Origin of the sequence: Streptomyces sp. NPDC001292 (assembly GCF_042896465.1) — a bacterium.
Lineage (GTDB): Bacteria > Actinomycetota > Actinomycetes > Streptomycetales > Streptomycetaceae > Streptomyces.
On record NZ_JBIAXG010000052.1, the window covers coordinates 16030 to 30019 of the forward strand.

15 protein-coding genes are annotated in these 13990 nt (G+C 71.4%); 5 read left to right on the forward strand and 10 right to left on the reverse strand.

Annotated features, from left to right (window positions below):
- The first annotated feature begins 35 nt into the window (after positions 1-35).
- Positions 36-617, forward strand: a complete 582-nt coding sequence (locus tag ACFY4A_RS35940; protein ID WP_390833511.1) for a VanZ family protein — start codon at positions 36-38, stop codon at positions 615-617.
- A 63-nt stretch (positions 618-680) separates the two neighbouring features.
- On the forward strand, positions 681-881 hold the full coding sequence (locus tag ACFY4A_RS35945; RefSeq protein WP_390833512.1) for a PspC domain-containing protein: 201 nt from the start codon (positions 681-683) through the stop codon (positions 879-881).
- 95 nt (positions 882-976) lie between these two features.
- Here ACFY4A_RS35945 and ACFY4A_RS35950 read toward each other — a convergent pair whose 3' ends face one another.
- Together ACFY4A_RS35950 and ACFY4A_RS35955 are read right to left on the reverse strand one after the other, a co-directional pair.
- Complete coding sequence (locus tag ACFY4A_RS35950) at positions 977-1345, reverse strand: ATP-binding protein (protein ID WP_390833513.1); 369 nt, start codon at positions 1343-1345, stop codon at positions 977-979.
- Between the two features lie 128 nt (positions 1346-1473).
- On the reverse strand, positions 1474-2637 hold the full coding sequence (locus ACFY4A_RS35955) for an adenosine deaminase (RefSeq protein WP_390833514.1): 1164 nt from the start codon (positions 2635-2637) through the stop codon (positions 1474-1476).
- 113 nt (positions 2638-2750) lie between these two features.
- On the opposite strand from ACFY4A_RS35955, the gene ACFY4A_RS35960 reads away from it, so the two are divergent.
- The gene (locus tag ACFY4A_RS35960) at positions 2751-3512 is read left to right on the forward strand and encodes an alpha/beta hydrolase family protein (RefSeq protein ID WP_390833515.1); all 762 of its coding nucleotides are present in this window, start codon (positions 2751-2753) and stop codon (positions 3510-3512) included.
- A 10-nt stretch (positions 3513-3522) separates the two neighbouring features.
- On the opposite strand, the gene ACFY4A_RS35965 is transcribed toward ACFY4A_RS35960, so the two are convergent.
- Positions 3523-4476 (reverse strand): LysR substrate-binding domain-containing protein, encoded by a 954-nt coding sequence (locus tag ACFY4A_RS35965; RefSeq protein WP_390833516.1) that lies wholly within the window; start codon positions 4474-4476, stop codon positions 3523-3525.
- Positions 4477-4539: 63 nt separating this feature from the next.
- Here ACFY4A_RS35965 and ACFY4A_RS35970 point away from each other — a divergent pair, with 63 nt between their 5' ends.
- Together ACFY4A_RS35970 and ACFY4A_RS35975 are read left to right on the forward strand one after the other, a co-directional pair.
- The gene (locus tag ACFY4A_RS35970) at positions 4540-5814 is read left to right on the forward strand and encodes an MFS transporter (RefSeq protein WP_390833517.1); all 1275 of its coding nucleotides are present in this window, start codon (positions 4540-4542) and stop codon (positions 5812-5814) included.
- Positions 5815-5994: 180 nt separating this feature from the next.
- On the forward strand, positions 5995-7011 hold the full coding sequence (locus tag ACFY4A_RS35975; RefSeq protein WP_390833518.1) for a sigma-70 family RNA polymerase sigma factor: 1017 nt from the start codon (positions 5995-5997) through the stop codon (positions 7009-7011).
- Here ACFY4A_RS35975 and ACFY4A_RS35980 read toward each other — a convergent pair.
- From ACFY4A_RS35980 to ACFY4A_RS36010, 7 genes are all read right to left on the reverse strand, one after another.
- Positions 6895-7281, reverse strand: coding sequence for an STAS domain-containing protein (locus tag ACFY4A_RS35980; protein ID WP_390833519.1), 387 nt, complete (start codon positions 7279-7281; stop codon positions 6895-6897). The genes ACFY4A_RS35975 and ACFY4A_RS35980 overlap by 117 nt on opposite strands.
- A gap of 77 nt (positions 7282-7358) precedes the next feature.
- Positions 7359-7943, reverse strand: a complete 585-nt coding sequence (locus ACFY4A_RS35985) for a Uma2 family endonuclease (RefSeq protein WP_390833520.1) — start codon at positions 7941-7943, stop codon at positions 7359-7361.
- A 95-nt stretch (positions 7944-8038) separates the two neighbouring features.
- Entirely contained in the window at positions 8039-9322 is a 1284-nt protein-coding gene (locus ACFY4A_RS35990) for a thymidine phosphorylase (protein ID WP_390833521.1), read from the reverse strand.
- Positions 9323-9398: 76 nt separating this feature from the next.
- Complete coding sequence (locus tag ACFY4A_RS35995; protein WP_390833522.1) at positions 9399-9800, reverse strand: cytidine deaminase; 402 nt, start codon at positions 9798-9800, stop codon at positions 9399-9401.
- Positions 9797-11059 (reverse strand): ABC transporter permease, encoded by a 1263-nt coding sequence (locus ACFY4A_RS36000; protein WP_390833523.1) that lies wholly within the window; start codon positions 11057-11059, stop codon positions 9797-9799. The genes ACFY4A_RS35995 and ACFY4A_RS36000 overlap by 4 nt, the downstream gene beginning before the upstream one ends.
- The gene (locus ACFY4A_RS36005) at positions 11059-12186 is read right to left on the reverse strand and encodes an ABC transporter permease (RefSeq protein ID WP_390833524.1); all 1128 of its coding nucleotides are present in this window, start codon (positions 12184-12186) and stop codon (positions 11059-11061) included. Before ACFY4A_RS36005 ends, ACFY4A_RS36000 begins: the two co-directional genes overlap by 1 nt.
- Positions 12183-13778 (reverse strand): ABC transporter ATP-binding protein, encoded by a 1596-nt coding sequence (locus tag ACFY4A_RS36010; RefSeq protein WP_390833543.1) that lies wholly within the window; start codon positions 13776-13778, stop codon positions 12183-12185. Before ACFY4A_RS36010 ends, ACFY4A_RS36005 begins: the two co-directional genes overlap by 4 nt.
- Positions 13779-13990 lie beyond the last annotated feature (212 nt).

Below are 13990 nucleotides of genomic sequence, written 5' to 3' on the forward strand. Positions count from 1 at the left end.
GAACCGATCGTGCCGGGGGCCGCGTCTTGGGTTGCGTGCAGCGTCAAGGCTCCATCTGCGGCAGCGCCGCGATCCACGTCCGCGTGACAGGGGGTGTCCTCCTCGTCGCCCACCTCGCGCTCGTCGCCTGGCTCACGCTGCGTCCGCTGGACGTCCCCTGGGTGACGCCGCCCAATCTGCGTCCGCTCGCCACCGTCCGGGCCGACCTGGCGCTGGGCTGGCCCGAGGCGGCCCGGCGCATCGGCGAGGGACTGGCGTTGCTCGCGCCGCTGGGCGTACTGCTGCCGATGACGCACGGCTGCCTCCACGTCTCTCCGGTCGGATCCCTGATCCGCACGGTCGCCGCGGGCACCCTGGTCTCGCTGGGCATCGCCCTGCTCCAGACGGGCGTACCGGGCCGGGTGGTGGACGTCGACACACTCCTGCTGAACACCGTGGGTGTGGCCCTCGTCCACCTCGCGATCGTCCCCGCGGGCCGCTCCCGCCTCCGCCGCGGGGCGGAACGCCGGGACCGGTCGGCCCCGCGCCAGGAGGATCCGCCTCAGGGTCGCACCCCGACGATTCCGAGGGTCGGCCTCGCCCCGTGGAGCGACGCCCTGCCCCCTTCGTCTCCGTAACGTGGAAGACGGACGGGGCAGCCGACGGGGAGGCCCCGCACCGACAGCCACGAAGGAGTCGAGATGACCGCCCTCGCCCGCCCGACCCACGACCGCATGATCGGCGGAGTGTGTGCTGCGCTGGCTCGGCGCTTCGGCACCTCCGCGACGACGATGCGCGTGCTCTTCCTGCTGTCCTGCCTGCTGCCGGGCCCGCAGTTCCTGGTCTACGTCGCGCTGTGGATCCTGCTGCCCTCCGAGGAGTCGGCCGGCAGCGCGTGGTGAACGCCGCGCACGCGGAGACGGCGGCACGGCTGGGGCACACCCTGGAACCAGGAGGTGCGCCCCAGCCGTGCCGGTGTCCGCGGTGGGGGGTCGGCTCAGCCCAGCGGCAGCCCGTTCACCGGCAGGCCGTGGGTGGGCAGGCCGTGGGTGGGCAGGCCCTGTACCGGCAGCCCGCCGAGCAGACCGGCGACCGGCTTGGTCGGGCCGTTCGGGAGCAGCACCTGGGCGGTCGGCTGCACGGCCGCGAGACCCGACTGCACCGCGGGCTTGGCCTGGTTCAGCGCCTGGCCGGCCCCGGGCAGCGCCTGGGTGACGTTCTCCGTCGGGAGCGCCTTGCTGACGGTGCCGAGTGCCTGGCCGGCGTCCGGAACGGCCGGTGCGGCGTTCGCCGCGCCCGCGCCGGCGGCGGCGAAGGCGGCCCCGAGGGCGGCGACACCGAGGGACTTGGCGGCAGACTGCTTCATGAAAACGCGTCCTTGGGTGGAAGACAGGGAACTGAGCGGTCCACGACCGTAAACATGCCGAGCCACCCGCCGCAAACATCGAAATACGGACGGAATATGCGGCCCGGCCGTGTTCCCGTATCCGCCGATCAGCCTTCCGAGGACAAGAAACCGCTGGTGGACGCGGCCTGCTGAAACAGCCATTCGGATTTCAGTACCGCATATCCGGGCTTGATCACGTCGTTGATCATCGCCAGTCGTTCATCGAAAGGAATGAATGCTGATTTCATCGCATTGACGGAGAACCACTGGATGTCGTCGAGCGTGTATCCGAACGCCTCGACCAGCTGCTCGAACTCCCGGCTCATGCTGGTGTGGGACATGAGACGGTTGTCCGTGTTGACCGTGGCCCGGAAGTGGAGCCGGCGCAGCAGCCCGATCGGATGCTCCGCGTACGAGGGCGCCGCCCCGGTCTGGAGGTTGGAACTCGGGCACAGCTCCAGCGGGATGCGCTTGTCGCGGACGTAGGAGGCCAGCCGCCCCAGTTCGACCGTCCCGTCCTCGTGGACCTGGATGTCGTCGATGATGCGCACCCCGTGGCCCAGCCGGTCCGCACCGCACCACTGCAGCGCCTGCCAGATGGACGGCAGCCCGAAGGCCTCGCCGGCGTGGATCGTGAAGTGGTTGTTCTCCCGTTTCAGGTACTCGAAGGCGTCCAGGTGCCGGGTGGGCGGGTAGCCGGCCTCGGCGCCGGCGATGTCGAAGCCCACCACGCCCGAGTCCCGGTAGCGGTTGGCGAGTTCGGCGATCTCCAGGGCGCGGGCCGCGTGCCGCATCGCGGTCAGCAGGACCCCGACCCGGATCCGGTGACCGTTCTCCAGGGCGGTCCGCTCCCCCTCGCAAAAGCCCTCGTTGACGGCCTCGACGACCTCCTCCAGGCTCAGTCCGCCCTCCAGGTGCTGCTCGGGGGCGTAGCGCACCTCGGCGTAGACGACGCCGTCCTCGGCGAGGTCCTCGGCGCACTCACGGGCGACCCGGACGAGGGCGTCGCGGGTCTGCATCACGCCGACGGTGTGCGAGAACGTCTCCAGGTACCGTTCCAGCGAGCCGGAGTCGGCGGCCTCCCGGAACCACAGGCCGAGCTTGTCCGGGTCGGTCTCGGGGAGTTGGGAATAGCCCGACGCGCGGGCCAGGTCGACGACGGTTCCCGGGCGGAGCCCGCCGTCGAGGTGGTCGTGCAGCAGAACCTTGGGCGCCCGGCGGATCTGGTCCGAGCTCGGGGTGTTCCCCTGGTGGGCAGTCTGGCTCGTCATTTCCGCACTCTAACGCCTACGCGCGTAGATCATCGCGTGTACACATCCGTCGATATGTAACGGTGACCGCCCGGACGGGTGGCGTACACGGGTGCTTCTGACACTGTTCTGCCATGGCACACCAAGCGACGCCGGTTCGCACGGCCCGGCTGGGGAGGACGCTCGGCCCGGAGCCGGCGGCGGTGGGCGGAGCGGTGCTGCTGCTCCCGGGCGGCCAGGAGGTCTCCACCCGCAGACCCTCGCCGGTGCTGGCGACCGCCTCGGTGCGCGCCCTGGGGCGCCAACTGGCCCGCGCGGGGCGCGAGGAGGGCCTGGCCGTGCACGTGGTGCACTACCGCTACCGCGGCTGGAACGGCGACGAGGCGCATCCGGCCCGCGACGCCGCGTGGGCGGTCGAGGAGGTCGTCCGGCGCTACGGGGACGTGCCGGTCTGCCTGGCCGGTCTCGACATGGGCGGCCGGGCCGCGCTGCACGCCGCCGGGCACGAGACCGTCAACTCCGTGGTGGCCATCGCCCCCCGGCTGCCCGAGGCCGACATGGCGGCCTCGCCCGAACCGGTCAGGCAGCTCGCCGGGCGCCGGGTGCTGATCGTGCACGGCACGAACGACGAACGGACCGATCCCGAGCTGTCCTTCCGGTTCGCGGAACGGGCGAAGAAGGCGAACCGGGACGTGTGCCGGTTCGAAGTCCACGCCGACGGGCACGGGTTGCGCCAGTACCGGGACGAAGTCCTCGCGCTCACCACCGACTTCGTCATGGGCTCACTGTTCGGGCGGGTGTTCTCGCGGCCGGTGCAGGACGCGCTGATGGCTCCGCCGCCGCTGGGCTTGCGGATGCCGCTGGCGGCCGGGTTCGGCAGGACGCTGCGACGGTAGGTGCTCGCCCTCAGGTGGGGAGCAGCTTGCCGCGCTTGGCGAGCAGGAACTTCTTGAAGGCCGCCACCGGCGGGGTGTCCGGGTGGCCCTCCAGCCATGCCACGCCGATCTCCCGTACCGCGCGCGGGGCCGTCACCGTCAGCTCGACGACCCCTGGGCGGGGGAAGGCCGGCGGGGGCAGCAGGGCGACCCCGAGGCCCGCCGCGACCAGGCCGCGCAGGGTCTCGGCCTCCTCGCCCTCGAAGGCGATGCGCGGTCTGAATCCGGCTTCCCGGCACAGGGCGTCGGTGATACGGCGCAGGCCGTAGCCGGGTTCCAGGATGACGAAGGGCTCCTCGACGGCCTCAGCCAGGCGGATGCGGCGGCGGGCGGCGAGCCGGTGGTCGGCGGGGACGACCAGGCGCAGCTTCTGCTCGTCGAGGCGGCGGGCGACCAGGTCGGGGGCGTCCGGCACGGGGGACGTCAGGCAGAGGTCGAGCTCGCCCGCCCGCAGCCCCTCCAGCATGGCCTCGCCGTAGTTCTGCACGAGGCTGAAGCGGACGCGGGGGTGGTCGGCGCGGAAGGCGTGGATGAGGCCGGGCACGGTCTCGGCGCCCATGGTGTGCAGGAAGCCGAAGGCGACCTTGCCGGTGGCCGGGTCGGCGTCGGCGCGCACCTCGTCGGCGGCACGCTCGATCTCGGCGAGTGCGCGTTCCACGGAGGCGAGGAAGGTGCGGCCGGCGGGGGTCAGGGAGACCGTGCGGCCGCGGCGGGCGAAGAGGTCGACGCCGAGGTCCTGCTCCAGCCGGACCATGGCCCGCGAGAGCGTCGACTGCGGGACCTGCATCTCCTGCGCGGCCCGGGTGACGTGCTCGGTGCGGGCCACCCCGGCGAAGTGCGCGAGGCGGGGCGCCAGCGACGCGACGATGTCTTCTGTGTCACCGGTCTGTGACAGACGGGCCCGCGACCTTGGCTGATGCACCATGGGAACGATTATGCCGAGTCCATGCATTGGACGGATGAGTACGGGGCTCCCTACGGTCGCCGTATGACTCCCGTCGATACCGGGGCGCCCACCACCGTGGGCGCCGTCGCCTCAGTCCCCGACTCCGACTCCCGCATGGCCCCGGGCGGACCCGGCTACCGCCGGATGAGCCTCGCCCTCTTCCTCGCGGGTGTCGCCACCTTCGCGCTGCTGTACTCCACGCAGGCCCTGCTGCCGCTGGTCTCCGGCGACTTCCACGTGGCGGCGAGCGAGGCGAGCTGGACGGTGGCCGCCGCGACGGGCGGCCTGGCGCTGTTCGTGCTCCCGGCGAGCGCGCTGTCGGAGCGTTTCGGACGGCGTACGGTCATGACGGCCTCACTGGCGGTCGCGGTGGTCGTCGGTCTGCTGGTGCCGTTCGCGCCGTCGCTGGGCGCGCTGGTGGTACTGCGGGCGCTCCAGGGCGCGGCTCTCGCGGGGCTCCCGGCCTCGGCGCAGGCGTATCTGGCGGAGGAGGTCCGGCCCCGGGCCCTGGTCACGGCGATCGGCCTGTTCGTGGCCGGCAACAGCGTGGGCGGCATGAGCGGCCGGGTCATCACCGGCTGGGTCGCCCAGGAGTGGGGCTGGCGGGTGGCCGTCGGGGTGATCGGGGTGATCGCGGTGGGCTGCGCGGTGGCCTTCCGCCTGCTGCTTCCGGCACCGCGGCACTTCAGGGCGGGCTCCCTGCGCCCCCGGGTGCTGGCGCGCTCGGTCCGCGACCACCTCGCCGATCCGCTGCTGCGCCGCCTGTACGCGATCGGCGCGCTGTTCATGACGGTGTTCGGCGGCGTCTACACGGTGATCGGCTACCGCCTGACCGAGGCGCCCTTCTCCCTGCCGCAGGGCGTCGTCGGCTCGATCTTCCTGGTGTACCTGGTGGGCACGGTGTCGGCGTCGACGGCGGGGCGGCTGGTGGGCCGCCTGGGCCGCAGGGGCGCCCTGTACCTGGCGGGCGCCACGACGGCGGCGGGTCTGCTGGTGTCCCTGCTGGACTCGGTCGCGCTGGTCCTGCTGGGCCTGGTCCTGATCACCGCGGGCTTCTTCGCCGGTCACGCGGTCGCCTCCTCGGCGGTCAGCCGGACGGCGACGCACGGCCGCGCACAGGCCTCGGCGCTCTACCAGTCCGCCTACTACGTCGGCTCCAGCGCGGGCAGCACGGTGGGCGCCATGGCCTTCCACGCACAGGGCTGGGCGGGAACGGTCGGGGTCGGCCTGCTGGCCGTCCTGGGTGTCGTGGCGATCACGGTGCTCGGGTCGCGGGCGGCCAGGGTCGCGGCGCGGCGGGAGCCGGTGCCCGCGTAGCCGCGCCGGTCCCCGCGCCGAAGGGCCCGTCCGGCACGCCGATGCGCGGGCCGCGGGCCCGTGGACACACTCCGACCTGGTGGTTCTTCCGCTCCAGCGGCCGTTGTCAGTGGGCTGCGGTAGCTTCCGGAGTGCTGGGCGTGATGACGCCCACGGACGGGACGGCCACAGGGGTGGACGATGGGAAACGGCACGGCGGCGACGGCGGAGCTCGACGAGCGGCTGGAGGAGTACCGGGTCGAGCTGACCGGTTACTGCTACCGCATGCTCGGCTCGTCCTTCGAGGCGGAGGACGCGGTCCAGGACACCCTCGTGCGCGCCTGGCGGAGCTACGACAAGTTCGAGGGGCGCTCCAGCCTGCGCTCGTGGCTCTACCGCATCGCGACGAACGTCTGCCTGGACATGCTGGCGGCGGGCAGCAAGCGCGCCCGGCCGATGGACCTGACCGAGTCCATGCCGCTGTCCCGCGCGGCGCTGTCCCCGCGCGCGGACCACACATGGCTGGAGCCGATGCCGGACGCCCGCGTGCTGCCCCCGGTCGAGGATCCGGCGGAGGCGGCCGTCACCAAGGAGTCGGTGCGGCTCGCCTTCATGGCCGCGTTGCAGCAGCTGCCGCCCAAGCAGCGGGCCGTGCTGATCCTGCGCGAGGTGCTGGCCTGGCGGGCGAGCGAGGTCGCCGAGCTGCTGGGCACGACGGTCGCCTCGGTCAACAGCGCCCTGCAGCGGGCGCGCGCCACGCTCGCCGAGCGGGGCGACGAGGCCGCCGATGCTGCTGTGTCGGACCCGCTGGACGAGGCCCAGCAAAGGCTCCTGGAGCGCTATGTGAAGGCGTTCGAGGGGTACGACATGGCGGAGCTGACCGCGCTGCTGCACGAGGACGCGGTGATGACGATGCCGCCGTTCGATCTGTGGTTGACGGGCCCCTCGGACATCACGGGCTTCATGACGACGCTGGGCGCGGCCTGCGCGGGCTCCCGGCTGCTGCCGGTGCGGGCCAACGGGCTGCCGGGCTTCGCCCAGTACAAGCCGGACCCGGAGGAGGGCGGCTTCACCCCGTGGGCGATCCAGGTCCTGGAGACCTCAGAGGGCCGGATCACCGGGTTCCACTGCTTCCTCGACACCCCGCGGTGGTTCCCGCTGTTCGGGCTGCCGCTCCATCTCGAAGCAGAGGCCGACCAGGCCGAGGAGGGCGTCTAGCGCCGGGTCGGGGTCGCGCAGCCGGATACGGCCGCCGGCCCGCCGGGCGGTGAGCTGGAGCCGCGCCAGCAGGTCGACCACGCCGAGTCCCGGCGGCCCCAGCCCCCCGACGTCGCACACCACGACTGCGGCCCGGGTGTCCTCCAGCAGGGCCCGCACATCCGCGCACAGCTCCACCACCTCGTCCCGGGTGACGGGGCCGGCGAGCACGAGCACGGCAGGTGTCCTGGCATCCACGGTCTGTAGACCGTGCGGCCGGGCACAACTCATCGCGGGCCGGGGGCCGGAGGCCCGCCGGTCGGTTCCGGTGCTGGTGGTGGTCGCGGCACTGCCGGGGTGACGGCCCGTCAGTCGACCGGGAATTCGGCGGTGTCGATGACGAGATCGAAGGGGGCGGGGAGCTTGAGGGCCTCGCCGAACTTCACGCTGCTCAGCGGGCGGTACACGTCGCCCTTGGGCTCTCCGTAGAGCGTCGCGGTGGGGCCGTCGGGGGCCCAGCGGTCGACCAGGAGGTAGAGCGGGACGCCTGCGGTGGCGTAGGCGGCGGGCTTGCTGATGCGGTCGTGGCGGGCGTTGGACTTGGAGGTCACTTCGACCACGAGTTCGGCCAAGGCGGCCGGGATGTGGGTGTCCGCCTCCGTTTCCTCCCGCACCGGGGCCACCACAAGGTCCGGAATGAGCATGCCCAGCCGCGACGGCACGGCAATGGCCAGTGTCTGGAAGATCCCCCGGTCGTCGGGGACCACTGAGTAGAGGCGACGCTGAATGCGTTCCGCGATCAGGTTGTGGCGGTACGCGGGAGCAGGTGACACGGTGACGATCCCCTCGATGATCTCCACCTTGCTGCCCTCGGGCCATTCCATCTCCTCCCAGAACCGGACGAGGTCGTCCCAGCCCTGCTCGGGATCATGGCTGACGGTGAGTGCGCTCATGGCGGTCTCCTATCGGTGCGTCACCGATCCCAGCATGCCGAACGGGACCGGTGGAGGTCCACCGATCCCGTTCGCCCGAAAGAGGAAACCGCAGGTCAGGCGATACGTTCCAGCACCACCGGCGAGGCGGTGAAGTCCGTGCCTGGCGCCGCGATGTCGTACGAGCCCTCGACCGACTGGAGCGCGTACTCGAAGCGCTCGGGGGTGTCCGTGTGGAGGGTCAGCAGGGGCTGGCCCTCCGTCACCCGGTCGCCGGGCTTGGCGTGCAGCTCGACGCCCGCGGCCGCCTGGACCGGGTCCTCCTTGCGGGCGCGGCCGGCGCCCAGGCGCCAGGCGGCGACACCGATGTCGTAGGCGTCGAGGCGGGTCAGGACGCCGGAGGACGGGGCCGTGATCACGTGTTGTTCCCTGGAGGTGGGCAGGGGGGCGTCGGGGTCGCCGCCCTGGGCCGCGATCATGCGGCGCCAGACGTCCATCGCGGAGCCGTCGGCGAGGGCCTTCGCCGGGTCCGCGTCCTTCAGGCCGGCCGCGTCCAGCATCTCGCGCGCCAGGGCCAGGGTCAGTTCGACCACGTCCGCGGGGCCGCCGCCGGCCAGGACCTCGACCGACTCGCGGACCTCCAGCGCGTTGCCCGCCGTCAGGCCGAGCGGGGTCGACATATCGGTCAGGAGCGCGACGGTCCGCACGCCGTGGTCGGTGCCCAGGCCGACCATCGTGGACGCCAGCTCACGGGCGTCGTCGAGCGTCTTCATGAAGGCGCCGGTGCCCACCTTCACGTCGAGGACCAGCGAGCCCGTGCCCTCGGCGATCTTCTTGGACATGATGGAGGAGGCGATCAGCGGGATCGCCTCGACCGTGCCGGTCACATCGCGCAGGGCGTACAGCTTCTTGTCCGCGGGCGCCAGACCGTCGCCCGCCGCGCAGACCACCGCGCCGACTCCGTCCAGTACGGACAGCATCTCCTCGTTGGACAGCAGCGCCCGCCAGCCGGGGATCGACTCCAGCTTGTCCAGCGTGCCGCCGGTGTGGCCGAGGCCGCGACCCGACAGCTGCGGGACGGCCGCGCCGCAGGCCGCGACCAGCGGGGCCAGCGGCAGCGTGATCTTGTCACCGACGCCGCCCGTCGAGTGCTTGTCGGCGGTGGGGCGGGACAGGGAGGAGAAGTCCATGCGCTCGCCGGAGGCGATCATCGCCGCGGTCCAGCGGGCGATCTCACCCCGGTTCATGCCGTTGAGGAGGATGGCCATCGCGAGCGCGGACATCTGCTCGTCGGCGACCTCCCCGCGGGTGTACGCGTCGATCACCCAGTCGATCTGCTCGCCGCTGAGTTCGCCGCGGTCCCGCTTGGTGCGGATGACGGAGATGGCGTCCATGGCCATGGGGTTCGGTTCCTCCCGGGTGCGAAGGGGGCGGGCGGCTCTCCTGGCCCCAGGGTTCAGGAGAGCCGCCCGGGCGTTACTTGGTGAGGTGGTCCGGCCCGAAGGCCTGCGGCAGCATCTCGGACAGCGGCAGGATCCCCGCCGGGGTCTCCAGGATCAGGTCCGGCCCGCCGAACTCGTACAGCAGCTGGCGGCAGCGCCCGCACGGGACGAGGATCTCGCCCTTGCCGTCCACGCACGTGAAGTGCGTCAGCCGGCCGCCCCCGGTGTTCGCGAGCTGCGAGACCAGACCGCACTCGGCGCACAGGCCGAGTCCGTAGGAGGCGTTCTCGACGTTGCAGCCCGTGACGACCCGGCCGTCGTCGGCCAGGGCGGCGGCACCGACCGGGTAGTTCGAGTAGGGGACGTACGCACGGGTCATCGCCGCGCGCGCCTCCCGCCGCAGCGCCTCCCAGTCGACCGTCGCGTCCGAGCTCACTTGCCCTGTCCCTTCCGATACGGCTGACCGTCCGCCTTCGGCATCCGCAGGTGCTGTGCCGACAGCGACAGCACCAGCAGGGTGACGATGTACGGCGTGGCGGTCACGACCTGCTTGGGCACCTCGTGGGTGCCGAGGTACCAGGCGAACATCCCCGCCGAGACCACGGCGGTGATGACGGCGGGCACCAGCTTCTTCTTCCACACCAGGTAGGCCGCGCCCAGCACCAGCAGGATCGCAAGCAGCAGGATCAGCGCGTGCACGTTGGTCGTGCCGCCGCGCAGGTTCAGGCTGTCGGTGTAGCCGAACAGGCCGGCGCCGAGGGCGAGGCCGCCCGGCATCCAGTTGCCGAAGATCATCGCGGCGAGACCGATGTAACCGCGGCCGGCGGTCTGGCCGTCGAGGTAGACGTTCGAGGCCACGATGGACAGGAACGCGCCGCCCAGGCCCGCGAAGCCGCCGGAGATGATCACGGCGATGTACTTGTACTTGTAGACGTTCACGCCGAGCGACTCGGCGGCCACCGGGTTCTCGCCGCAGGAGCGCAGGCGCAGCCCGAAGGCGGTGCGCCACAGCACCCACCAGGACAGCGGCACGAGAGCGATCGCGACGACGGTCAGCGGCGACAGGTTGGTGATCAGACCGCCGAGCAGGCCGGCGACGTCGGAGACCAGGAACCAGTGCTTGGCGTTGAGGGTGTCCAGCCAGCCGGACAGGCCCGGGATGTCGAAGGTGCCGAGCGAGTCGATCGGCGGGGACTGCTTGGAGGAGCCCTGGGGGGCGTGCTCGAAGGTGAACTTCGACAGGTAGCGGGTGGTGCCGAGGGCCAGGATGTTGATCGCCACACCGGAGACGATGTGGTTGACGTTGAAGGTCACCGTGGCGATGGCGTGCAGGACGGCGCCGAGCGCGCCGCCGATGATGCCGAAGACGACACCGGCCCACGGGCCCCACTGATAGCCGGCCCAGGCACCGAACCAGGTGCCGAGGATCATCATGCCCTCGAGGCCGATGTTGACGACGCCGGACCGCTCGGCCCACAGACCGCCGAGGCCGGCGAGGCCGATCGGGACGGCCAGGCGCAGCGCGGTGGACATCTGGCCGGTCGAGGTGATGCCGTGCGCGCCGGTGACGAGGCGGACGACCGAGGTCAGGACCAGCACACCCGCGATGATCAGCAGGAGCGCCGGGAGGGAGACCCGGCGGCTGCCCTTGCCGGGCTGCTTGGCCTGCGGCTTGGCGATGGTCGCGGTGGACATCAGGCCGCCACCTCCTTCTTCTGGACGTTGTTCTGGGCGGCGGCCGCGGCGAGCTCGGCGCCGACCTGCTTCTGCTGGCGGCGCAGGCCCCACTGGCGTACGGCCTCGTAGGAGATGACGACCGCGAAGACGATCAGGCCCTGCATGATGGTGGCGATCTCCTTCTCGTACGCCACGGGGATGGCGTAGTCGAGGGCGGGAGAGGCCTTGTCGAGGAACGCGATCAGGAGGGCGGCGAAGGCGATGCCGACCGGGTTGTTGCGGCCGAGCAGGGCGATGGTGATGCCGGTGAAGCCGAGGCCGGTCGGGAAGCTCAGGCTGTAGGTGTGGGCGTCGCCGAGCAGCAGCGGCAGACCGGACAGGCCCGCGACCCCGCCGGAGATCAGCATGGCGGTGAGCACCATCTTCTTGGCGTCCACGCCGGAGGCCGCGGCGGCGCTCTCCGACTCGCCGGTGGCGCGCAGGTCGAAGCCGAAGCGGGTGCGGTTCAGGACGATCCAGTAGACGACGCCCATGGCGACGGCGAGGAAGACCAGGCCGTAGATCTGGCCGACGTCCGAGCCGAGGTCGATGCCCGAGACCCAGCCGGACTCCTTCATGATGCCGGTCGTCATGTTGTTGCCGACCTGCACACCCCAGACGTCCTTCAGGGTGAGGTAGCCGATGAGGCTGGTGGCGATGGCGTTGAGCATGATCGTGGCGACGACCTCGCTCACGCCCCGGGTGACCTTCAGCAGGCCGGCGATGCTGGCCCAGAAGGCGCCGGTGAACATGCCGACGAGCAGCAGCATCGGTATCTGCAGGAAGGACGGCAGGGCCAGATGGGCGCCGACCACGGCGGTCATCATCGCGGCGAGCCGGTACTGGCCGTCGACGCCGATGTTGAACAGGTTCATGCGGAAGCCGACCGCCACCGCGAGCGCCGCCAGGTAGTACATCGACGCCTGGTTGATGATCAGCACCTGGACGTCGGAGAACGACGCCTGCTCGAGCATCAGCGTGTACGGCTCGATCGGGCTCTTGCCCGAGGCGATCAGCACGACCGAGGTCAGCAGGATCGCCGCGACGAGCGCGATGACCGGGCCGGCCACCGCGAGGAGCACCCGCTCCTTGTCGAACTTCTTCATCGGGCCTCGTCCTCCGGACCGGCGTCTTCCTCGGTGGTTTCGGTGTGTTCCAGGTGGCCGGACGCGGCACCCGTCATGGCCGAGCCCAGTTCCTCGGGGGTGATGGTGGCCGGGTCGGCGTCGGCGACCAGCCGGCCGTTGTAGATCACCCGCAGGGTGTCGGACAGACCGATCAGCTCGTCCAGGTCGGCGGAGATCAGCAGCACGGCCAGGCCCTCGCGACGGGCCTCACGGATGTGGTCCCAGATCGCGGCCTGCGCGCCGACGTCCACGCCGCGGGTGGGATGGGCGGCGATCAGGAACTTCGGCTGGTGGCTCATCTCACGGCCGACGATCAGCTTCTGCTGGTTGCCGCCGGACAGGGAGGCGGCGGTGACGTCGATGCCGGGGGTGCGGACGTCGTACTCCTCGACGATCCGGCGGGTGTCCTCCTGGGCGCCCTTGGGGTCGAGCCAGAAGCCCTTGGCGTTGGGGCGCTCGGTGACGTGTCCGAGGATGCGGTTCTCCCACAGCGGGGCCTCCAGCAGGAGCCCGTGCCGGTGGCGGTCCTCGGGGATGTAGCCGACGCCGGACTCGCGGCGCCTGCGGGTGGGCCAGGAGGTGACGTCCTCGCCGCCGAGGGTGATCGTGCCGGAGTCGGCGGACTTCAGGCCGATGAGCGCCTCGATCAGCTCGGTCTGGCCGTTGCCCTCGACGCCCGCGAGGCCGAGGACCTCGCCGGCGTGGATGGTGAAGCTGATGTCGTCGAGGACGGCCCGGCCGCCCTCGGCCTCCAGCCGCAGCTTGTCGACGGTGAGGACCGCGCGGTCGGTGACCGTGGACTCGGCGGTCTCCGGGGTGGGCAGTTCGCTGCCGACCATCATCTCGGCGAGCTGGCGCGAGGTGGTCTCGGCGGGGACGGCCGTGCCCACGGTGGTGCCGCGGCGTATGACGGTGATGTCGTCCGCGACCGACAGGACCTCGCCCAGCTTGTGGGAGATGAAGATGACGGACAGGCCCTCGGCCTTCAGCTCGCGCAGGTTGTCGAAGAGCGCGTCGACCTCCTGCGGGACGAGCACGGCGGTCGGCTCGTCGAGGATGAGGGTGCGGGCGCCGCGGTAGAGGACCTTGAGGATCTCCACGCGCTGGCGGTCGGCGACGCCGAGGTTCTCGACCAGGACGTCCGGGCGGACGCCGAGGCCGTAGCGGTCGGAGATCCCCTTGATCTTCCTGCGGGCGCCGCCGCCGATGCCGTACAGCTTCTCGCTGCCGAGGACGACGTTCTCGAGCACGGTCAGGTTGTCGGCCAGCATGAAGTGCTGGTGGACCATGCCGATGCCGCGGGCGATGGCGTCGGCGGGGCTGCCGAAGCTCACCTGCTCGCCGTCGACCGCGATGGTGCCCTCGTCCGGCTTCTGCATGCCGTAGAGGATCTTCATCAGGGTGGACTTGCCGGCGCCGTTCTCGCCGACGAGGGCGTGTACGGTTCCCTTGCGGACGGTCAGGTGGATGTCGTGGTTGGCCACCACTCCGGGGAACCGTTTGGTGATGCCCGCGAGCTCTACCGCGACTGTCTGCTGGGCGGTGAGCGGAGGGCTGCTGGACGCGTCGATGGCGCACTCTCCTTGGGGAAAGGGGCCGCTCTACGCGCGTAGCGCCCCTGCTTTAAATAGTGCCCGGACCCGATCGACCTTGATTTGTCCTCGATCCGTTCCGAGCATTCTGCCGCGCGAACGGGGTGCGAGTCGCTGTGCGCTTCCACACCCCGTTCCGCGGTCGTAACGCTGCCGTCGCAGCGTCGTTCAGGCCACCCCTGCGACAGGCC